A 22,132-nucleotide genomic window follows, 5' to 3' on the forward strand; every position below is an offset into this window, starting at 1 on the left:
AAACAACGCAACGCGAAAAATGGACATATCATCTATTCTTACCCCGTCCGGGGTCATTCCGGCACTGCGGTCCGGTGCGAAAAAGGCTGTGCTTGAGGAACTTGCCGAGAAAGCAGCCGACGTTACCGGACGCGATGCAAGCGAGATTTTCTCTGTCCTGCTTGATCGTGAGAAACTTGGCAGCACTGGCGTAGGCGGTGGTGTCGCGATTCCGCATGGCAAGCTCAACGATCTTGACCGGCTCTACATGGTCTTTGCCCGTGCTCAGAACCCGATTGAGTTCGATGCAGTTGATGAACACCCGGTCGACCTGTTCTGCATGCTGATCGCACCAGAAGAAGCCGGTGCCGATCACCTGAAAGCGCTGGCACGGATTTCCCGTCTGCTGCGTAACCAGGGCATGTGCGACAAACTGCGCGGGGCTGGCTCAGCCGACGCGATCTACGCGCTCCTGACCCAGGATGAGGCCGAACAGGCCGCGTGAAAAGGTCAGTAAAAGGCGGGTAACCCCCGTAACGCAGACCAGATTTAAAAAAACCGGACGCTCATTGGGCGTCCGGTTTTGTTTTGGGCAATGTGTGATTACGCGTCGGCGTCTGAAGCCGGTTGGGCTGCGGGGTCCTTGACCTCGGTCATGCGTCCGGCCAGCACCACCAGCCACAATACCGGGATGCCGATGATCGCGGTTCCGACAAAGAACCAGCTATAGCCGACCGCATCGACCACCGTGCCCGAGAACCCGGCAAGGATTTTCGGAAACAGCGTCATGATCGAGCTGAAGATCGCATATTGCATGGCGGTAAAGGAAATGTTGGTCAGCCCCGACAGATAGGCGATGAAGGCCGCAGTCGCCAGACCACCCGAAAGGTTGTCAGCCATGATCACGACGACAAACATCGTGGTGTCCGGCCCGATATGGGCCATGAAGGCAAACAGGATATTGGTAATGGCTGACAGCAATGCGCCAAGAAACAGGATTTTCACCACGCCATAGCGCACCGACAGCACCCCGCCAAGGAAACTGCCGCCAATCGTCATGAACAGACCAAAGGTCTTTGAGACGGCGGCGATCTCTTCCTTGGAGAAGCCAAGATCGGTGTAAAACACATTGGCCATCACGCCCATAACGATATCGGCAATACGATAGACCCCGATCAGGGCAAGGATGATGATCGCGGTCTTGCCATAGCGGTCAATAAAGTCCTTTACCGGCGAGATATAGGTTTCCTGCACCATGCCGGTCGGGGTCAGGCCGACACGGGTGGTCAGCCAGGCGACAAGGATGGCAACCGCAATGGCAATGCCAAGTTTCAGTGTTCCGGCAATAAAGCCCGACAGCTCCCTGATCATGCCCGCGTCGCTCAGGGCAGTCTTGAGCGGATCGGTGATATCCCCGGCATAAAGATTGGCAAGGATGAAGGCGATGACGGTGACAGCAAACATCGCAAGGAAACGAAGATAGTCTGACGTTTCGTGGAAATACTTGCTGTCCGTTCGTGGGGCATCGGGTTCACGCACCAGAAGGGTGGTGATCACGCCCACACACATGGCAAGCGCCATACAGCCATAGGCCATGGTCCAGGCAAAGTGCTGATAGGTTCCTTCGGCCTCAAACAGACCGGCAATGGTCAGTGCGCCGGCACCGGCGACAATCATGCCGATGCGATAGCCCCCGATATAGGCCGAGCTCATCATCGCCTGAAGGTCGGTATCAGCGGCCTCGATGCGATAGGCATCAATAACGATATCCTGGGTTGCCGAGGCAAAGCCAAGGGCGACTGCCGCAAAGGCCATCATGGTCAGGTTTTCGGATGGATCAGTAAGCCCCATCCACAGAATGGCGGCAATGATGCAGCCCTGCGCAATGATCAGCCAGCTGCGCCGTCGGCCCAGAAGGCCATGCAAGACCGGAAAAGGCAGCCGGTCAATCAGCGGTGCCCAGACAAATTTGAAAGAATAGCCAAGGGCCGCCCAGCTGAAATAGGTCACGGTCGAACGATCCACACCCGCTTCACGCAGCCAGATCGACAGGGTCGAGAAGATCAGAAGAATGGGAATGCCAGCCGACAGCCCCAGAAACAGCATGGTGATGACACGTGGATGAATGAAGGCGCCAAAGGCCTCACCCCAGCTTCGTTTTTCTGTGCTGTGCATCGACTTCCCCCAACCTGAAACACGTGGTCACGAAGCTAGTGCAAACAGGTTAATGAATAGCCAACCCATCCAGCCGCTGTTTCATGGGGCAGTTTCGTGGGGCAAAGGTATTCGGTGCGCATGAAAAAAGGCCGATCCATCGAACCGGCCTTTTTGAATTTCATCGCAAAAGAAGGATCAGCCTTCTTTCTTGCGGCTTTCGCGCTTACGAACGTTCGGGTCAAGATGCAGTTTGCGGATACGCACGCTCTGCGGGGTGACTTCGACCAGTTCGTCGTCCTGAATATAGGACAGGGCTTCTTCAAGCGACATACGACGCGGCGGGGTCAGGGTCACAGCTTCGTCCTTGCCCGATGCACGGACGTTGGTCAGCTTCTTGCCCTTGAGCACGTTCACTTCAAGGTCGTTGTCACGGTTATGTTCACCGATGATCATGCCCTGATAGACGCGTTCGCCATGTTCGATGAACATGATGCCACGATCTTCAAGGTTAAACAGGGCATAGGCCACTGCATCACCCTGATCGTTGGAAATCAGCGCACCGTTACGACGGCCGGCAATCGCACCCTTGACCGGGCCATAGGAATGGAACACACGGTTCATGACGCCGGTACCACGGGTATCGGTCAGGAATTCACCGTGATAGCCGATCAGGCCACGTGACGGCGCGATGAAGATGATACGGGTCTTGCCACCGCCCGACGAACGCATGTCGGTCATCTCGGCTTTGCGCAGGCTCATTTTCTCGACGACGACGCCGGAATATTCTTCGTCAACGTCAACCTGGACTTCTTCGAACGGCTCGGACATGACGCCGTCGATTTCCTTGAACAGAACGCGCGGACGCGAAATCGACAGCTCAAAGCCTTCACGACGCATGGTTTCAACCAGAACGCCGAGCTGAAGTTCACCACGACCGGCTACTTCAAACGCGTCCTTGTCGGCGGTTTCACCGATCTTGATCGCGATGTTGCCTTCGGCTTCACGTTCCAGACGCGCACGGATCATACGCGAGGTAACCTTGTCACCTTCCTGACCGGCCAGCGGCGAGTTGTTGACCGAGAAGGTCATCGCCAGGGTCGGCGGATCAATCGGCTGGCTTTCAATCGCGGTGTTAACGTCGGTTGAACAGATGGTATCGGCAACGGTTGCTTCGGTCAGACCGGCAATCGCGATGATGTCACCGGCAACGGCTTCGTCCTGCGGGACACGTTCCAGACCGCGGAAGCCCATCAGTTTGGACAGACGGCCGGTTTCAACGGTGCCATCGCCGCGAAGAACCTTCACCGGCATGTTGAGTTTCGCACGGCCCTGATAGACACGACCGGTCAGAATACGACCAAGGAAGTTATCGGCATGCAGCATGGTTGCCAGCATGGCGAACGGTGCATTTTCATCGACGTCCGGTGCCGGAACATGGCTCAGAACCAGTTCCATCAGCGGGGTCAGGTTTTCTTTCGGGCCTTCCGGGCTTTCTGCTGCCCAGCCATCACGACCGGATGCGTAAAGAACCGGGAAGTCGAGCTGTGCGTCGGATGCTTCAAGCGATACGAACAGATCGAAAATCTCGTCGAGAACTTCTTCGGCGCGCTGATCCGGGCGGTCGATCTTGTTGATGACAACGATCGGGCGCAGACCAAGTTTCAGAGCCTTGCCCAGAACGAATTTGGTCTGCGGCATCGGACCTTCGGCAGAGTCAACCAGCAGAACCACGCCTTCGACCATGGAAAGGATACGCTCAACCTCGCCACCGAAATCGGCGTGGCCCGGGGTATCGACGATGTTCACGCGGGTATCGCCCCACTGAACGGCGGTCGGTTTTGCGACAATGGTAATGCCGCGTTCACGTTCCAGATCGTTGCTGTCCATGGCGCGTTCATCAACGCGCTGGTTGTCACGATAGACACCGGACTGACGGAACATGGAATCGACCAGCGTGGTTTTGCCGTGGTCAACGTGGGCGATGATGGCGATATTGCGCAAGCTCATGGGCGCGGACTCCAGAAATAAAAATGCCGCGCGCCGGGGGCTGCCCATGCGCATCGGTCTGTAAAACGTTTCAAGGCCAGTAGATATTCAGCAGCCATATGACCGATATCGTTCGATCAACAAGGTCATCACTTCCGCGCAATCCATTCAAGAACGCGGCACATGCTGAATGTTTACTGGTCCGGGCTTCATATATCTTGCCCGAAGGCCGCCTTGTCATAGCCAATGTAGAGGCGAATGACCAGCTTTGTGCGCGCCATGCGGGGTTGATTTTTCTGCAATGCGGGCTGTTTGCGCTAAAGTTTGTATAAAGTCAATGTTTGTGTTGCGCTGAAATGCCCGGAAATCTGCGCTTAACCCGTATCCTTGGGCATGAAAAACGGGACGGCAGTCGATTGTTGCCGTCCCGTTAAATCTTTGGACGTGACTGTTATCAGTCACGAAAACCGGTCAGATTGCCTTGGCAATCAGTTCCTTAAGATCGGCATCAGGGCGTGCGCCCATGTGCGAAATAACCTCGGATGCGCAGATCGCGCCAAGCTGACCGCAAACCGGAAGCTCATGCCCCTGGGTGTAGCCATACAGGAAGCCCGATGCGAACAGATCGCCAGCCCCGGTGGTATCAACCACTTTGGCAACCGGTTCGGCGCTGATTTCATAAAGTTCGTTTTCAGCGACGATTACCGCACCCTTTTCACTACGGGTCAAAGCCGCGACCTTGCAATGCTTGCGCACTTCGGCCAGCGCCTCTTCAAAGGTCTCGACCTCGTAAAGCGATTTGATTTCGTCTTCGTTGGCAAACAGGACGTCGATATGATTGTGGACCAGATCACGGAATGAGTCGCGATGACGGTCGACACAGAAGGAATCAGACAGGCTGATTGAAACCTGACGGCCGGCTTCGTGGGCGACTTTGGCCGCTTTGACAAAGGCTTCCTTGGCTTCGGGGCGATCCCAGAGATAGCCCTCCATATAGGTAACCTTGGCCGACTTGATCAGATCTTCGTCGATATCTTCCGGGCCAAGCTCGGTGCAGGCACCAAGGAAGGTGTTCATGGTGCGATGACCATCCGGGGTAACAAAGATCAGGCAACGCGCGGTCGGTGACCCTGCGGTTGCCGGGGCGGAATTGAACTGGACACCAATGGCGCGGATATCGTGGCGGAAAACCTGGCCGAGCTGATCATCGCGCACCTTGCCGATATAGGCACCCTTGCCACCAAGGGCGGCAATACCCGCCATGGTGTTGCCAGCCGAACCGCCAGACATTTCCATGCCCGGACCCATCTGGGCATAAAGGCTGTCGGCGGTTTCCGCATCGATCAGGGTCATGGCGTTTTTGACAAGGTTCAGGCGGGTCAGGTCTTCTTCCTTGCAATGGGCAAGGACATCAACAATGGCGTTGCCAATACCAACGACGTCGATTGTGGTGTCGTTCATGTAGTTCAATTCCTGCAATATGTTCGGTTTGAACGGCACCGCAAAGCCCGGTGAACCGCACTGACGCGCCAATCGGGCAGAATGCATGATCGGGCGCCGGAAAACTGACTGGCGCGGAGTATATGCATTGCAGAACCCGGTGCAAGTGTTGCGACCGTTTCGTCCCCGGTTGTTTAACCTGTCGTTAGGAACCGGAAAAACTACAAAAGATGTTTTTTCGGGCAGACAGGGGGTGAAATTCGATCTGACTCCGGTTTCATTTTTGTCGTCGTACCAATCACCGGATGGTCAGACTGGTCTGCCGGTCGTTGGGCCGGGATCAAAGCCCCTGTTTCTGCGGGTTTGGGAATCATTCAGTCTTTTCTTATGTAAATCCTGTCCTGTATCCGAAAAACAGGCAGAAAATACCGGAACAAGCATTTTTACATGACTTTGAAACGGGAATTTCCTCGGATTGGATACGTACGGAAAACCAAACGAACCAGTTTGTTTGGGTTTAGGATTTATCGAACATGTTTATTTATCTAAGTATAGATAACAATAAGTAATCTTAAATGTAAAAATACGTCATTTTCGGTGCTGAATCACGGCCCGACGACAAATAGCGTGCAGAAGGCGGTTTCACGGAAGGCGGCGCAAAATCCGGGTCAGAAACAGATGGTTTCAGACATCCCGATCCGGAAAAAGCGGGATCGGCGCATTGGATTTTTGATCGGATTTTGCCGTAGCGGGACCGGAATTTTCCGGGCGTGCCGGAATGGCTTTCGGATCATCCTGATTGGCGGTTTCCTGATCAAGACGTTCGCGTAATTCTTCGATCACCGCCTGGATCCGGGTGCGATGAAGCGGGTCTTCACAGCGCGTGACGAATTGTTCAAACGCGCCAAGCGCCTTATGGTCCTGATCCTGTCGGGCATAAAGTGCGCCGAGCTGATGCCAAAGCCCTTCATGTTCCGGGGCAATCAGCAAACTATGTTCGATCACACGTGTCGCAAGGGCCAGTTCCCCGGCGCGCAGGGCACGAACCTTTATATTGTTTTGAAGCCGTAACAAAATATCGACGTCGGATGACGGGCGATAGTGTTTGGGTTCAAGTTCGGCATCCAGACCGCTAAAGGACTTCAAAAGTTCGCGCAGTTCGGCGGGGCCAAGGGTGATGCAGCCATGAAACGGATCAATCATCCGCCGTTTGCCATTGGCCTGCACCCGCAGCAGGAAGTGCCCGGGAAAATCAATACCGGTCATCGCAATCCCGCAGCGCTGGGCAGCATGGATATAGAGCAGACCCAGGGCAACCGGCAGACCACGTTTGCGTTCGATCACCTGCAACAGATCGGCATTGGCCATGTCATCGTAATTTTCCATATCGCCCTGAAAACCGTTGCGTTCGGCGATAACGGTCTGAAGGCCTTTGACCACCTGTTCGATGGTCGGTTCGGCTTCCTTGTCATCAACCGACATGCGCGCGGCATCCGACAGGGTCGTGAAATCAGGTTGCAGGGTTGCACGCGCAAGTTCGGCCCGAAGCTGTTCGGCCAGATCGTCAAGATGATGCAAATAGGGTGCGATATCGCGTTTGCGCCCGTCTGCGGACTGGTTCAGCCGGGCAAAATGCAGGGCCGCCTCGGCAACACTGGCATCCGGTTTCAGGCCCTTGGCATAATCGACAAGCCATTGGCGATCCGGATCGGTCGGTGCGATGATGTGGCTTACGGTACTAATTGATCAGGTTCCTTGCCGGTTGGCGTCATCTTTCAGGCGGATATGACTGACCACGCGTTTGACATAGCTGGTTTCGCGCGCATGAGAGATAACACGTTCGCGTTCACGTTCATTCTGGGCAATGCCCATCAGATGTACGGTGCCGTTTACGGTTTCGATGCTGTAATTGATCGCATAAATATCCCCGTCAAACATCAGGGCTGCCTTGATGCGTGTCGTGATCACAAGATCGCCTGCGCTATCCATCAAAGACTTGCTCGATCCGATATCAATTTCATTGATCACCCGCTTTACGCCACCAACCTGCCAGGTCAGGCGCACCGCTTCGAGCTGATCTGTAACGGACGGAACCCGTCCGGCCAAAAGAACTTCGCCTTCGACGACCTCGATCTCGACATCCAGAAACAGTTTGTCATCCTGTGACAGAAATTTCTGCCAGATTTCTGCGGTAATGGCCGAATCACTGACCGCACCATCAAGACCGCGTTCCTGCATGGCGGCAATTCCGGCCGTGGCCCCCGCACCAATCACCAGTGACGTGCATCCCGAAAGCGGCAGAAGGCAGATTGCCCCGATCACCAGATGCCTGAATATGTGCATATACCGTGTCGTATGATCCGGCGGTTTGGCATTGGCCCGCCAATCGTTGTCTGTTCGTGACGACATATGGTGATGTCTCGCCCCAATTCCCTCTGTCCTTCGGGCAATCATCGCGCCTTGGGGTTAAAGAGTTTTAAAATCCGGGACGGTTTATCAGCAAAAATGCATTTTTTACAAAATTGGCCCATTCGCACAGGCTCAATGTGCGCTTTGCCCGAGAAGACTGGCCCAGCGACCCGGTGAAACGCCATAGGTCTGACGAAAATGCCGGTTGAAATGACTTTGATCGGAAAATCCGGTTTCCGCGGCAATTCCGGCAAGGGGTTGACCCAGTGCCATCAATGCCCGGGCCTTTTGCAGGCGGCGCATCATCAGATAGCGATAGGGCGTGGTGCCAAACCGGGCCCGGAAATGCCGGATCAGGCGAAACCGGTCCATACCGGCAATCTGTTCAAGTTCGTTTGACTGAACGGGCCGGTCAAAATTGTCTTCCAGAAAGGCACGCACCTGATCCATCCGGTCGGCGGCATTAAAGCGCGGCTGTTTAAGTGGCGCCCTGGCATGCTGTGACAGGCGCTGGGCGATATCGGCGACAAACTGATCACGCAACAAGGGATCAACATCACTTTCAAGTTCGCCAAGCACAGAGGCAAGTATGGCCCAAAGAACCCGGTCATTGATCACCGGTTCGCCAACAAAGGGCAGGGGATCGGACTCCCGGTCAAGTCCGGACCGCAACAAGGCCGGTTCAAGATACAGCATCCGGTATTGCAAACCGTCATCGGTCCCCGCCCCGCCGTCATGCAGCTCGTCAGGGTGGAGGATAATGACATTGCCCGGATTGCTCGCGCGAAACTCGCCCCGATAATTAAAGGTCTGAACCCCCTGCATGGTAATGCCAAGCGCATAGGTGTCATGGCGATGCGGGCTGAACATATTGCCGTAAAACTGTGCTTCGATCCGTTCGATCCCGTCGCTGGTCGGGGCGGCGATAAAGCGTTCGCGCTTTTTGCACAAACGTTCAATACCGGGATCGGTGCTTTGATTTACTGCTTCTTTCATCACCTGATTATCTGCCCCGTTGGAGGATGCATATGTTTGACACCAAAGTCGCGCTGGTCTTGCGCAACGATCTTGAAGCCTGGCAGTCGCTTAATGTCACGGCCTTTTTGATGAGCGGTATTGTCGCCCAGACACCCGATATCATCGGCGAACCCTATATTGATGCGAAGCAGAATATTTATAATCCGCTGTCGCGACAACCGGCGATCGTGCTGGCCGCTGACGGGGCGACCATGGCCAAAATTCACCGCCGGGTGCTTGAACGTGGCGTGTGTGCATCAGCCTATATCGAAGAAATGTTTGCCACCGGTCACGACGCGGCCAACCGCGATGTATTTGCCAGCGTCGATCCCGAACAGGCGAAATTTGTCGGCATCGGTATTCACACCGACAAACGCATCGTCGACAAGATTACCAAAGGGGCCAGGATGCATCCGTGATCGCGACCGGTGATGTTTTGCCCAGGGATCGGGCGTCTAGGCCATCTGCCAGGCATTGCAAAGATGCTCGATCCGGGCAAAACCGCGCACAATCATCAGATCAAACCGCAAATCACCGCTATGTCCGATCTGACCGGCATAGCTTTCAAGTGCGCGCGCAATCCGGTTTTGCTGTTTGGGGCGCAAGGATCGAAGGGCGGTGTCGCGATCAGCACGGTTTTTGACCTCGACCGCGATCAGGACATTGCCGCGTTTGGCGATGATATCAATCTCGCCGACCGGGCTTTGATGGCGGGTGGCAAGAATGCGGTATCCCTTAAGCCGCAGCCAGAAGACACAAACGGCTTCTGCGCGCCGTCCGGCCTTTTCCGCCCGCTTGCGATGTGATGTCTGATCATGCAAGGGACGGGGATGTGGCATGGCTAGTCCGCCTTGGCCAGTTCAAGCGCACGATTATAAAGATCGCGCTTCTTAAGGCCGGTTTCCCGGGCAAGGATATCGGCGGCATCCTTGGTCCGGTGGGTTTTGATCAGCTCAAGCAACCGGGCATCGATATCCTCGGCACTTGGATCGTTGTCGCTCGCATCGGCAGGTCCGACAATAATCACGATCTCGCCCTTGGGGGCACCGACCTCTTCATAATGGGCGGCCAGTTCATCAAGAGTGCCGTTACGGACTTCTTCAAACATCTTGGTCAGTTCGCGGGTGACGGCGGCCTCGCGCGTGCCGCCCAGCACGCTTGCCATATCGGCAAGGCTTGCGGCCAGACGTTTGGGGCTTTCAAGAAAGATCAGGCTGCCCGGAATGGCGGTAAAGCGTGCCAGTTCCTTTTGCCGGGCCATGGTTTTGGGCGGAAGGAAACCTGCATAAAAGAAATGATCACTGGGAAGTCCCGACAGGATCAGGGCGACAATTGGCGATGACGCGCCGGGGGCTGCGGTAACGTTAAAGCCCTCGGCCTTGCAATCCCGCACCAGTTTGTAACCCGGATCATTGATCAGGGGTGTCCCGGCATCGGAAATAAGTGCCAGTCCCTGACCCTTGCCAAGGCGCTCCATGATTTCCGGGCGCATCTTGGCGGCATTATGTTCGTGATAGGCGATTCGCTTGGTCTTGACCCCGTAGCGCGACAGCAATTTTCCCGATGTGCGGGTATCCTCGCACAGAATAACATCAGCACGTTTGAGGATTTCGAGTGCTCTGAACGTAATATCGCCCAAATTTCCGATTGGAGTAGCAACAAGATAAAGACCAGATGAAAGTGGCAAATGACTTTCATCATGTTTACTTGCTTCGTCACGCGCATTACCCTGCGTGCGAAACGACTTATCGGGAGGTGAGAGTGGGTTGTCCGAAACGTCATCCGTCAGAGAATCGGATGCAGAATGAGGCGCTGCCGCGTCAGGCGTTGCAGAATCTGAATCGGGGTTCGGCCTGGGGCCGGATTGCACGCCGGACGGCATCTGTTGTTGTCCTCTCTATCGGGCTTGCCGCATGTAATGCGACCACGAGTATCACGGACCTGTTTGGTACGCAACGTGGTGCCCCGGTCGAAACGGCCAACCAGCCGTCGGTTGATCCGACAAGCGCGCCTGATCAGGGCCTGATTCCGGATGCCAATCCATGGCCAAGCGATGCGGCCCTGCCCGAGGGCGAGGGGGTGCAGCTTCCGACCCTTTATAATGATGATGCGGCGATGTTTGAAAAGCGCGTCGCACTTTTGTTGCCGCTTTCGGGGCAGCATGCCGATCTGGGTCGGGCGATGCGCCATGCGGCTGAACTTGCGATGTTTGACATTGCCGGGGACGATTTTGTCCTGATGCCGATTGATACTGCCGGAACCTATCAGGGCGGGCAGAATGCGGCGCGTCAGGCGATTGATGCCGGTGCAAAAATGATCCTCGGTCCGCTGTTCTCCGAATCGGTTAGCGGGGCCAGTGAAGTTGCCAAAGCGGCCAATGTGCCGGTTATTGCCTTTTCCAATAATCGCCGGGTTGCCGAAAGCGGTGTCTGGGTCAGTGGTCTGATCCCCGAAGACCAGATTGCCCGTGCGGTGGGCTATGCCACCAGTCAGGGGCATTTCCGGTTTGCGGCATTGCTGCCGCAAAATGACTATGGTCGCCAGATTGCCGGTGCGCTTAATGGAGTTGTGTCGCGGGTTGGCGGAACCCTTGGCCGGGTGGCGTTTTATCAGCCCGGTTCGGAAGGGTTGCAGCAAACCATCCGCGATTTTGCCAATTATGATGCCCGTCGTGCCAATCTGCGCGCCCACAAGGCCCAGCTTGAAGCCGATGGCAGTGCCGGGGCAAAGCGTGCCTTGCGCCGTCTGGAAGGGGTAGACACCTTTGGCGAACTTGATTTTGATGCCCTGATCCTGCCGGCGACCGGCGGGGATTTGCGCCAGGTATCAGCCCTTCTGGCCTATTTCGATATTGATCCGTCGGTGGTGCAGTTTATCGGGACCTTTGGCTGGAACGATCCGGGTCTGTTTGCTGAGCCAGCCCTTAAGGGCGGGATTTTTGCCGCCCCCAACCCGGAAAACTGGACCCTGTTTGCCAGCCGGTTTGAACGGACATTTGGCAATCAGCCACCGCGTATCTCAAGCCTTGCCTATGACAGTGCGGCCTTGGCCGCCCTGATGGCGCGCGATGAAAACAACATGTCGCAAGACGCCCTGACCAATCCAAACGGATTTGTCGGCGTTGATGGTATTTTCCGGCTAACCGCAGACGGCCAGTCCGAACGCGGCTATGCCATCATGCAAATCCAGCCCGATGGTGCCAAGGTGGTTGCCCCGGCCCCCGCGACCTTTGATCAGGTCTTCTGATCCGTCATAAGCGCGATTGAAATTTGTGAAACCAAACGCCTGCCGAGTTAAGCCCCGGCAGGCGTTTTGTCTTTGAAATTGCACAGATCATTGACAATGCAGTCGCCACAGCGCGGCTTGCGTGCCTTGCAGATATAGCGCCCATGCAGGATCAGCCAGTGATGGGCATGAGTCATGAAGCGCGATGGCACTTTCTTGAGCAGGGCCTTTTCCACGGCCAGAACGGTTTTGCCATTGGCCATGCCGGTCCGGTTGCCCAGACGGAAAATATGGGTATCAACCGCCATGGTATGTTCGCCCCAGGCGATATTGCGCACCACATTGGCGGTCTTGCGGCCGACACCGGGCAGTTCTTCAAGCGCTTCCTGATCGTTGGGGACAATGCCGCCATGCTTTTCGACAAGGATTCTGGCCGCTGCCATGACGTTTTTGGCCTTGCCGCGATAAAGCCCGATGGTCTTGATGTGATCAATCAGGGCTTCTTCACCGAGATCAAGCATATCCTGCGGGGTCGAGACGATCTGAAACAGCTTTTTGGTGGCCTTGTTGACACCGACATCGGTCGCCTGAGCCGAAAGGGCAACCGCAACCAGAAGCGTATAGGGATTGGTGTAATCAAGCTCGCCTTTGGGTTCCGGGTCGGCATCAGACAGACGCTGGAAAAATTCTTCGATGGCGGCTTTGTTCATCGGGCGGGCCATGGACTTTATTCTCTTTTTCTAACGGGCTGATTTTTCAGCCGATTTGGGGATGGTCATCAATTAATATGTGCCATCCCTGATCCGATCTCCTGCAGCGACAATATATAAAGGCGACCGGATGAAAAATCGAATTTTGATTGCATGTCGGGCAAAGCCCGGCGCACCATGGCGCAATCACCGCAACAGGCCGCTTTGATCAACAGGGTGTCAGATGTCAGCCGTGCCCCGCAGTGCCAAACCGATCTATCGGGTGGATCTTTTTCCGCCCCGGTCGCTGTCGCGCCGGGCTGCGCGCAATATCATCCTGATCGTAGCGGCTTTCACCACAAGTATGGGGCTTGTTTTCTGGTCTGTGGGGGCCTGGCCGGTGATCGGGTTTCTGGGTGTCGATGTTTTGTTGCTGTCGCTGGCCTTTCATTTCAGTTTCCGGTCCGCCCATCAGGAAGAACGCATCGAACTGCGTGATGGCAGCCTTCGGGTGACCCGCATTTCGGTGCATGGCGAGCGCCAGGAATTTGACTTTCAGCCCTATTGGCTGCGTGTGATTCTTGAACGTGGCGAAGATGATCAATGCGCGCTGTTTTTACGAACCCATGGCAAAAGTCTTGAAATTGCGGGTTTTCTGGGGGCCGATGAAAAGGCCGATCTGGCGCAAAAGCTTGAAACGGTATTGCGTCATACCCGTTGTAATCCTGCCGATATTTCGGTTCGGGCACCGTGATTTGACGGATTTGCAATCCGGTTATGATCGATTTGAAAAGCGTGCTTTGGGGGCTCAAAACAGGGGCGGAATTGCCAGATTTGCGTGGTGATCCTGGTGATATTGCCCGTCATTGGATAAAAATTGCACTTTGAATGCCAAAAACAGCCAAGATTCCCCTCTTTGACCGCTTGCGACTTTGTGGGGACTTTCATATATAGGTGCGCGGGGTCATGAAGAGACCCCAGAAAAATTACGTGTATTACAACCATTGGTCCCAGGAGGTCCTGCGCGGCGCTTCAGATCGGAGGCTGCGGGACGGACCGGCCGCTAAAAGAGGAACTTACTATGGGCAAAATTATTGGTATCGACCTTGGCACCACCAACTCGTGCGTTGCAGTCATGGATGGCAAAGAAGGCCGCGTGATTGAAAACAGCGAAGGTGCCCGTACCACCCCGTCAATGGTCGCTTTCACCGATGATGGTGAGCGCCTTGTCGGTCAGCCGGCAAAACGTCAGGCTGTCACCAACCCGGAAAACACCCTGTTTGCGATCAAACGTCTGATCGGTCGTCGTTACGGTGACCCGGAAGTCGAAAAAGACAAAGACCTCGTCCCGTACAAAATCGTTGCTGGCGAAAACGGCGACGCATGGGTTGAAGTCAACGGCGAGAAAATGGCTCCGAGCCAGATCGCAGCCATGGTTCTTCAGAAAATGAAGGAAACCGCAGAAGCCCATCTGGGCGAGCCGGTAACCGAAGCCGTGATTACCGTTCCGGCATATTTCAACGATTCCCAGCGCCAGGCGACCAAAGACGCCGGCAAGATTGCGGGTCTTGAAGTCAAACGTATCATCAACGAGCCGACCGCAGCAGCGCTTGCTTATGGCCTTGACAAGAAAGACGGTGGCACCGTGGTTGTTTATGACCTTGGTGGTGGTACCTTCGACGTGTCGGTTCTCGAAATCGGCGATGGCGTTTTTGAAGTTAAATCGACCAACGGTGATACCTTCCTTGGTGGTGAAGACTTCGACAAACAGATCATTGATTACCTTGCTGACGAGTTCAAAAAAGAACAGCAGATCGACCTGCGCAAAGACCGTCTTGCCCTGCAGCGTCTGAAAGAAGCTGCGGAGAAAGCCAAGATCGAGCTTTCCTCGTCGATGCAGACCGATGTCAACCTGCCGTTCATCACCGCTGATGCATCGGGTCCGAAACACCTCAACATCAAGCTGTCGCGTGCGAAGCTTGAAGGTCTGGTGGGTGATCTGATCGAACGCACCATGACCCCGTGTAAGGCCGCGCTTAAGGATGCCGGAATTACCGCAGGTGAAATCGACGACGTTATTCTGGTCGGCGGTATGACCCGTATGCCGAAGGTTCAGGAACGCGTTAAAGAGTTCTTTGGTCGTGAGCCGCACAAGGGTGTGAACCCGGATGAAGTTGTTGCCCTTGGTGCAGCAATTCAGGGTGGTGTTCTTCAGGGCGACGTCAAAGACGTTCTCCTGCTTGACGTGACCCCGCTGTCGCTTGGTATCGAAACGCTTGGCGGTGTCTTCACCCGCCTGATCGACCGTAACACCACGATCCCGACCCGCAAGTCGCAGACCTTCTCGACCGCTGAAGACAACCAGACGGCCGTGACTATCCGCGTCTTCCAGGGTGAACGTGAAATGGCTGCCGATAACAAGATGCTTGGCCAGTTTGATCTGGTTGGTATCCCGCCGGCACCGCGTGGCGTTCCGCAGATCGAAGTGACCTTTGACATTGATGCCAACGGTATCGTCAATGTGTCTGCCAAGGACAAGGCGACCAACAAGGAACAGCAGATCCGCATCCAGGCATCTGGTGGTCTTTCGGACGACGAAATCGAAAACATGGTCAAGGACGCGGAAAGCAACGCCGAAGCGGATAAAAAGCGCAAGGCACTTGTCGAAGCACGCAACCAGGCCGAAGCCGTCATTCACGCCACCGAAAAGAACCTTTCGGAGCATGGTGACAAGGTTGACGATGCAACCAAATCGGAAATCGAAAATGCCCTTTCGGCTCTGAAAGATGCCAAGGACGGTGAAGATGCCGACGCCATCAACGCCAAGGTCAACGAACTTCAGCAGGCTGCAATGAAACTTGGCGAAGCCATGTATCAGGCACAGCAGGCCGAAGAAGGTGCCGAAGGCGATGCCGGTGCATCTGCTTCGCAGGCCGATGACGGTGTTGTTGATGCCGACTTCGAAGAAGTCGATGACAACAAAAAAGACAAGTAAGACGACCGCAGAGGTCGTCTTGAACGACGCCCTGTAAAGAAAAATCGGGCCGTTCCGGACGCAAAGGATTGCGGGAACGGCCCGACCGTATTTCGGAGTTACAGATGGCGAAAGAAGATTTTTACGAGCTGTTGGGTGTCGCCAAAGGGGCGAGCGCAGCCGAGCTGAAAAGCGCCTATCGTAAAAAAGCGATGCAGTATCACCCGGACAAGAACCCGGGCGATGCCGAAGCCGAAGTAAAATTCAAACAGGTCAACGAAGCCTACGAAGTCCTCAAGGACGACGAAAAACGTGCAGCCTATGACCGTTTCGGTCACGCAGCCTTTGAACAGGGCGGCCCCGGTGGCGGTGGCGGCTTTGGTGGTGGTTTCGGTGGCGGCGGTTTTGCCGACGTCTTTGACGAGATCTTTGGGGCCATGGGCGGCGGACGTCGCGGCGGCGGATCGTCGCGCGGGGCGGACCTGCGCTATAATATGGCGATCACGCTCGAAGAAGCGTTCGAAGGCAAAAAGGCCGAGATCACCATTCCCGGATCGGTATCCTGTGAAGAATGTGACGGCACCGGTGCCGAAGCAGGATCACAGCCGGTCAATTGTCCGACCTGTAATGGTCATGGCAAGGTCCGCGCGCAGCAGGGCTTCTTTACCATCGAACGCACCTGCCCGAGCTGTCATGGCAAAGGCAAGATCATCAAGAATCCGTGCAAATCCTGTCACGGTGTTGGTCGCGTCGAAAAGGAAAAGACCCTTCAGGTTACCATTCCGGCCGGTGTCGAGGATGGCACACGCATCCGTCTGGCAGGCGAAGGCGAAGCAGGGACCAACGGGGCACCTCCGGGTGATCTCTATATCTTCCTTGATATCGCCCATCATCGCTTCTTCCAGCGCGAAAGTGCGAACCTCTATTGCCGGATCCCGATCCCGATGAGCAAGGCCGCGCTTGGCGGAACCATTGAAGTTCCGACGATCGAGGGCACGCGTACCCGGATCAATATCCCGGCCGGGACGCAATCGGGCCAGCAGCTTCGTCTGCGCGGCAAGGGCATGACCATCCTGCGGTCGCAGGCCCGTGGTGACATGTTTGTTGAAATCAGTGTCGAAACGCCAGTCAATCTGACAGAACGTCAGAAAGAACTGCTTGAGGAATTCGACGAGATTTCCCGAGAAGAAGGCTCAAGCCCGGAAAGCGAAGGCTTCTTTTCCAAGATGAAGGAAATCTGGAAAGACCTGACCGACTAGGTCCTGTTGTCGTTTTCCACCTGAAATTCAGGACCCCCGGCAGACCCGCCGGGGGTTTTGTTTTGCGCGACCCGGGGCTTGTGCTAAAGCAGGGGCATGAATTGCAAGCTTTGTGACTAGGAGACCGGAAATGAAGATCGGGATTGTTGGTTGTGCGGGCCGTATGGGGCGGATGCTGGTGAATGAAACCGCCCGGACCAAGGGCCTTGAGGTTGGTGGTGGCACCGATCTGCCTGGAAGCCCGTTCGTCGGCAAGGACATCACCCTGATTGCCGGTCTTGAAGAAAGCGGCGTTCTGGTCGGCGATGATGCCAAGGCATTGTTCGAAGCCGTTGATGCGGTGATTGATTTCACCGCACCGGCTGCCACCATGAAACATGCGCAACTGGCTGCCGAAACCGGCACGATCCTTGTGATTGGCACCACCGGACTTTCGGGTGACCAAAAAGACGAATTAAAGGTCGCCGCCCAAAAGGCCCCGATCATCTTTGCCCCGAATATGAGTGTCGGGGTTAATCTGGCCTTTGCGCTGGTCGAAAAGGTTGCCAGCATCCTTGATAAGGATGTTGCCGATATCGAAATCGTTGAAATGCACCATAAACACAAGGTCGATGCTCCGTCCGGCACGGCCTTGGGTCTTGGTGAAGCAGCGGCCAAGGGCCGGGGCGTTAATCTTGACGATGTCGCCGTGCGCAGCCGTGACGGCTTTACCGGTGCGCGCGAAGACGGCACCATTGGCTTTGCAACGCTGCGTGGCGGCGATGTGGTGGGCGACCACACGGTTGTCTTTGCCTGCGAAGGCGAGCGGATCGAGATTACCCATAAGGCATCATCGCGTGAAGTCTTTGCCAAGGGGGCGGTTCGTGCTGCCAAATGGGCCGAAGGCAAGGCACCGGGCCTTTATTCCATGCGTGAAGTTCTGGGTCTTTAGGCCCGGGAAACAAACAGGCGCATCTAAAAAAGGCCGGGCATATTGCCCGGCCTTTTTGTTTGGGTTCTGATCTGTGTGTGGACAGATTAATGCGCATCGGCCCAGCTGTCGCCAATGCCGGCATCAGCAATCAGCGGAACCGACAGGTGGGCGGCATTTTCCATGACGTCACGGATGACCCTGATGGCTTTTTCGGCCTCGTCTTCCGGGGCTTCAAAGATCAATTCATCGTGGACTTGCAACAGCATGCGGGTCTTGAGCCCGGCATCGACAAGTGCGCCGGGAACCGCGATCATGGCGCGTTTGATGATATCGGCAGCCCCGCCCTGGATCGGGGCATTGATGGCAGCGCGTTCGCCAAAGCTTCGGCGCATGCCGTTCTTGTCATTGATGCCGCTGATATGGATATGGCGACCAAACAATGTACGGACAAAGCCGTGTTTGGTGGCGAATGCCTTGGCCTCGTCCATATAGGTGCGGATGCCGGGATAAATCTCGAAATAGGCATCGATAAAGGCCTTGGCTTCTTTTTGCGGAATACCAAGCTGATTGGCCAGACCAAAGGCCGAGATGCCGTAAATGATGCCAAAGTTGATCGCCTTTGCCTTGCGGCGGACCATCGGGTCCATGCCTTCTATCGGCACGTCAAAGACCTTGGACGCAGTTGCCGCGTGGATATCCTCGCCATTCTTGAAGGCTTCGCGAAGCGCTTCGATCTCGGCAACATGGGCAAGAAGGCGCAGCTCGATCTGCGAATAGTCGGCAGAAATAAGCTTGTGCCCCGGCTCGGCGATAAAGGCGGTGCGGATTTTCCGGCCTTCTTCGCTGCGGATCGGGATGTTTTGCAGGTTCGGATCGTTGGATGACAAACGCCCGGTATTGACGTTGGTCTGACCGTAACTGGTGTGAACGCGCCCGGTTTTCGGATTGATATGATGGGCCAGGGCGTCGGTATAGGTGCTTTTTAGCTTGGAAAGCTGACGCCATTCCAAAAGCCTGGCCGGAAGATCATGACCAAGGGCTGCCAGTCCCTCCAGCACGTCGGCACCGGTTTGCCATGCGCCGGTTTTGGTCTTTTTGCCGCCCGGAAGGCTCATTTTGTCAAACAGGATTTCGCCAAGCTGCTTGGGGCTGCCAAGATTGAACGGCTCGCCAGCCAGTTCATGAATGGTCACCTCAAGGCTTGCCATGCGTTTGGCAAAGTCCTCGGACAGGTTTTTGAGGATTTCGGCATCGACCTTGACGCCAAGGCTTTCCATTTTGGCCAGAACCGGCACCAACGGACGGTCAAGCGTCTCATAGACCTTGGCCATATGTTCCTGTGCGATCCGCGGTTTGAGCAAGCGATGCAGGCGGAGCGTAATGTCGGCATCCTCGGCGGCGTAATCCAGCGCCTTGTCGAGCGGGACCTGATCAAAGGTGATCTGGGTTTTGCCCGATCCGCAAACGTCTGAAAACTTGATCGGCTTGTAATCAAGATGCAGTTCGGCCAGTTCATCCATGCCATGCCCGTGGCTGGTGCCGTCCAGCACATAGGACAGCACCATGGTGTCATCCATCGGTGCGACATTGATGCCGTGACGGGCCAGAACTATCATATCGTATTTCAGGTTCTGACCGACCTTGAGCACACCCGGATCTTCAAGAAGCGGTTTGAGAAGCTCGATCGCGCGTTCAAGCCTGATCTGCTTGGGTGCGCCCTTGTTCTCAGACGGATTGTCGCCAAAGTCAAAGCCGCCCTGGGCTTCGCCGCTGACATGGCCAAGCGGGATATAGCAACCATTGCCCGGCTCGGTCGAAAGCGACACGCCGACCAGTTTTGCCTGATGGGCATCAAGGGACGTGGTTTCGGTATCAACCGCCACGATGCCAAGATATTCGGCCCTTGAAATCCAGTGCTTTAGACGTTCTTCATCCTGCACCAGTTCATATTCGGCCTTTTCGACCTTGATATCATTGACACCAATGCCGGGCTGGGTCGGGCTGTCAAATTCAACATCGCCGCCAAACTTGGCTTTTACTTTAGAAAGCAATGATTTAAAGCCGTGACTTGCAATGAAGCTTAAAAGAACTTCGGGATCTGGTTCCCTGAGATCGAAATCATCAAGGTCCTCAACCACCGGTACATCGGTTTTAAGGGTGACAAGATCACGTGAAATACGGGCCAGTTCGGCATTCTCGATCAGCTTTTCGCGGCGCTTGGGCTGTTTGATTTCGCCTGCGCGTTCCAGTAGAGAATCAAGATCACCATATTCATCAATAAGTTGGGCGGCGGTTTTAACGCCAATCCCCGGGACACCCGGCACGTTATCGACGGAATCGCCAGCAAGGGCCTGAATATCAATGACCTTGTCCGGTGCACAGCCGAATTTTTCCATCACTTCAGCAGCGCCGATGGTGCGATTCTTCATCGCATCAAACATTTGCACCCGGTCGGTGACAAGCTGCATGAGGTCCTTGTCCGAAGACACGATAATCACGTCAGAACCCTGTGCTTCGGCCTGACGGGCATAGGTGGCGATCAGATCGTCGGCCTCATATCCTTCGAGCTCGATTGACGGCAGGTTAAAGGCGCGCGTCGCATCGCGGATCAGACCAAATTGGGGAACCAGTTCTTCGGGGGGCGGCGGACGGTGTGCCTTGTAATCCGGATAGAAATCATTGCGGAATGACTTGCCCTTGGTGTCAAAAATGACTGCCATATGGTCGGGCTTGGTATCTTCGCGCAGCTTCATCAGCATGGTGCAAAAGCCGTAAACCGCATTGACCGGGGTGCCATCGGGGCTGGTCATCGGCGGCAGGGCATGGAAAGCGCGGAAAATAAAGCCGGAACCGTCAACCAGTACGACGCGGCGCGGTGGGGAGCCGGCAGAGGTATTGGTGTTGGACGGGGCAGAATCAGTCATGCGTTTCGTGCTCTTGTCTTGAGGGAAAATGATGGTCCGCAGAATGCCCGATCCGGACAGCCAAGTCGAGTATAGCCTGACCTGATGCCCCAAAAAGACCCGACCTGCTGACAGTTTTTGTCAGCATATTTGTATGATGATTGTTTGCGGAATTTGATAATGTTCCGGACCCGAAATATATAAGGTAACACGCGGATTCCCGAAGATTTATTTCAGGTTGTCTGTTTGTGCTTATCACTTTTGTTCGGGATTGCTATGGTAGCAAATAAGTTAATCCCAAGGGACATGGGAGAACGGGTGCGTGGCCCGGAAAACAGAGAAGCCGATATTCAGCCCCAAGGGCATTGGCGTGGAAACTGCGGGTCCGGCGCGCGAGCTTTCAGAAGACATGAAGCTTGCCAGCCGGAAAGGCAAAAAAAGCAAATCAGGTCGCCGTGGCAATAACCCGAGTGACACAGGATGGCGCAGCTTTTTTCGCGCCAGTGTCTGGCTGCGCTTTATTCTGACCTTTGGCAGTTTCGGTCTGATCGTCCATGGCCTGTTCACGGTTTTCGGGATTTACGAACGCAATCAACGGCTTGCCAATTTTGATCACTTCATCTTGCTGATCAAACTCGTGGTGTTTGTCGCCCTGATGTATCTGTTTTATGCGATGCTGATGCATTACGGGCCGATCCGCCACAAGGTGCGCGGCATCTTCTTTTTGGCCCTGGCACCGGTTGCTGCCCTTTGCATCTTCATGATTTATGGCGGCGGGCAGGTATTTGGCAGTTTCATTCCGGTCCTGCAATTCCTGACGCTGACCATCGGGGTCGGCGGATTTCTGCTTTATGTCCTTGGCTATACCTGGGTCACAGGCCAGAAGGTCAAGCGCGATAGCGCCAAATATGGCGGTCTTGCCAATTCATCGGACACTACGGGATCGGGGGATCGCAATGGTCTTCCGCCGCCGGTGAAGGATGATCGTCGCCGCGTTCACAAGGCCGGAAACCTGCGCCTTCGCCGGACGGATGGCGGCGGTGGTGATGGCGGATCACGCGGCGGCAAGGTCCAACTGCCCGATATCTAGTCGGCCAGAACAATTTACCAGACCATTTGACCAGACTGTCTGGCAAGACCATCTAAATCCATCCCCCTTTGAACCGGAACAAGGCGAGGAT

General features: G+C 55.3%; 18 protein-coding genes. 8 read left to right on the forward strand and 10 right to left on the reverse strand.

Translation table 11 applies throughout. The annotated features are described in order from the left end of the window. Positions 1–19 precede the first annotated feature (19 nt). The gene (gene ptsN / locus ACTU44_RS02445; RefSeq protein WP_114096459.1) at positions 20–484 is read left to right on the forward strand and encodes a PTS IIA-like nitrogen regulatory protein PtsN; all 465 of its coding nucleotides are present in this window, start codon (positions 20–22) and stop codon (positions 482–484) included. Positions 485–582: 98 nt separating this feature from the next. Here the strand turns inward: ptsN and ACTU44_RS02450 are convergent, their stop codons facing one another. The 6 genes from ACTU44_RS02450 to ACTU44_RS02475 form a co-directional block, all read right to left on the reverse strand. Continuing rightward, positions 583–2,154, reverse strand: a complete 1,572-nt coding sequence (locus ACTU44_RS02450; RefSeq protein ID WP_336079797.1) for an AmpG family muropeptide MFS transporter — start codon at positions 2,152–2,154, stop codon at positions 583–585. 177 nt (positions 2,155–2,331) lie between these two features. Further along, positions 2,332–4,143, reverse strand: a complete 1,812-nt coding sequence (gene typA, locus ACTU44_RS02455; protein WP_114096461.1) for a translational GTPase TypA — start codon at positions 4,141–4,143, stop codon at positions 2,332–2,334. A 450-nt stretch (positions 4,144–4,593) separates the two neighbouring features. Continuing rightward, positions 4,594–5,583 carry an adenosine kinase gene (locus tag ACTU44_RS02460; RefSeq protein WP_114096867.1) on the reverse strand — a complete coding sequence of 330 codons (990 nt, stop codon included), beginning with the start codon at positions 5,581–5,583 and terminating at the stop codon, positions 4,594–4,596. A 663-nt stretch (positions 5,584–6,246) separates the two neighbouring features. After that, positions 6,247–7,140, reverse strand: a complete 894-nt coding sequence (locus ACTU44_RS02465) for a SirB1 family protein (RefSeq protein ID WP_462096572.1) — start codon at positions 7,138–7,140, stop codon at positions 6,247–6,249. 168 nt (positions 7,141–7,308) lie between these two features. Beyond that, on the reverse strand, positions 7,309–7,971 hold the full coding sequence (locus ACTU44_RS02470; protein WP_462096573.1) for a BON domain-containing protein: 663 nt from the start codon (positions 7,969–7,971) through the stop codon (positions 7,309–7,311). Between the two features lie 132 nt (positions 7,972–8,103). Then, positions 8,104–8,967 (reverse strand): AraC family transcriptional regulator, encoded by an 864-nt coding sequence (locus tag ACTU44_RS02475; protein WP_462096574.1) that lies wholly within the window; start codon positions 8,965–8,967, stop codon positions 8,104–8,106. Positions 8,968–8,999: 32 nt separating this feature from the next. Between ACTU44_RS02475 and ACTU44_RS02480 the strand changes: the two genes are divergently transcribed. Beyond that, the gene (locus ACTU44_RS02480; RefSeq protein WP_114096869.1) at positions 9,000–9,407 is read left to right on the forward strand and encodes a DUF2000 family protein; all 408 of its coding nucleotides are present in this window, start codon (positions 9,000–9,002) and stop codon (positions 9,405–9,407) included. Positions 9,408–9,443: 36 nt separating this feature from the next. Here ACTU44_RS02480 and ACTU44_RS02485 read toward each other — a convergent pair whose 3' ends face one another. Both ACTU44_RS02485 and rsmI read right to left on the reverse strand, forming a co-directional pair. After that, positions 9,444–9,827 (reverse strand): YraN family protein, encoded by a 384-nt coding sequence (locus ACTU44_RS02485; RefSeq protein ID WP_114096465.1) that lies wholly within the window; start codon positions 9,825–9,827, stop codon positions 9,444–9,446. 2 nt (positions 9,828–9,829) lie between these two features. After that, on the reverse strand, positions 9,830–10,675 hold the full coding sequence (gene rsmI / locus ACTU44_RS02490; protein WP_336079804.1) for a 16S rRNA (cytidine(1402)-2'-O)-methyltransferase: 846 nt from the start codon (positions 10,673–10,675) through the stop codon (positions 9,830–9,832). A 110-nt stretch (positions 10,676–10,785) separates the two neighbouring features. On the opposite strand from rsmI, the gene ACTU44_RS02495 reads away from it, so the two are divergent. Next, complete coding sequence (locus ACTU44_RS02495) at positions 10,786–12,234, forward strand: penicillin-binding protein activator (protein WP_258548580.1); 1,449 nt, start codon at positions 10,786–10,788, stop codon at positions 12,232–12,234. 47 nt (positions 12,235–12,281) lie between these two features. Here ACTU44_RS02495 and nth read toward each other — a convergent pair whose 3' ends face one another. Beyond that, positions 12,282–12,923, reverse strand: a complete 642-nt coding sequence (gene nth / locus ACTU44_RS02500; protein ID WP_114096871.1) for an endonuclease III — start codon at positions 12,921–12,923, stop codon at positions 12,282–12,284. Between the two features lie 223 nt (positions 12,924–13,146). Here nth and ACTU44_RS02505 point away from each other — a divergent pair, with 223 nt between their 5' ends. From ACTU44_RS02505 to dapB, 4 genes are all read left to right on the forward strand, one after another. After that, the gene (locus ACTU44_RS02505; RefSeq protein ID WP_462096575.1) at positions 13,147–13,656 is read left to right on the forward strand and encodes a DUF2244 domain-containing protein; all 510 of its coding nucleotides are present in this window, start codon (positions 13,147–13,149) and stop codon (positions 13,654–13,656) included. Positions 13,657–13,983: 327 nt separating this feature from the next. Continuing rightward, a complete protein-coding gene (gene dnaK / locus ACTU44_RS02510) occupies positions 13,984–15,897 on the forward strand; it encodes a molecular chaperone DnaK (protein ID WP_114096469.1) in 1,914 nt (637 codons plus the stop codon). 104 nt (positions 15,898–16,001) lie between these two features. Beyond that, positions 16,002–17,135 carry a molecular chaperone DnaJ gene (gene dnaJ / locus ACTU44_RS02515; RefSeq protein ID WP_114096470.1) on the forward strand — a complete coding sequence of 378 codons (1,134 nt, stop codon included), beginning with the start codon at positions 16,002–16,004 and terminating at the stop codon, positions 17,133–17,135. Between the two features lie 130 nt (positions 17,136–17,265). Then, positions 17,266–18,066: a 4-hydroxy-tetrahydrodipicolinate reductase gene (gene dapB, locus ACTU44_RS02520; RefSeq protein ID WP_114096471.1), complete on the forward strand. Its 801-nt coding sequence runs from the start codon at positions 17,266–17,268 to the stop codon at positions 18,064–18,066. 86 nt (positions 18,067–18,152) lie between these two features. On the opposite strand, the gene polA is transcribed toward dapB, so the two are convergent. Continuing rightward, positions 18,153–20,972: a DNA polymerase I gene (gene polA / locus ACTU44_RS02525; RefSeq protein ID WP_462096576.1), complete on the reverse strand. Its 2,820-nt coding sequence runs from the start codon at positions 20,970–20,972 to the stop codon at positions 18,153–18,155. 301 nt (positions 20,973–21,273) lie between these two features. On the opposite strand from polA, the gene ACTU44_RS02530 reads away from it, so the two are divergent. Next, positions 21,274–22,041: an MFS transporter gene (locus ACTU44_RS02530; RefSeq protein WP_462096577.1), complete on the forward strand. Its 768-nt coding sequence runs from the start codon at positions 21,274–21,276 to the stop codon at positions 22,039–22,041. The last annotated feature ends 91 nt before the right edge of the window (positions 22,042–22,132 follow it).

The sequence above is a fragment of the Thalassospira sp. SM2505 genome (genome assembly GCF_054901115.1).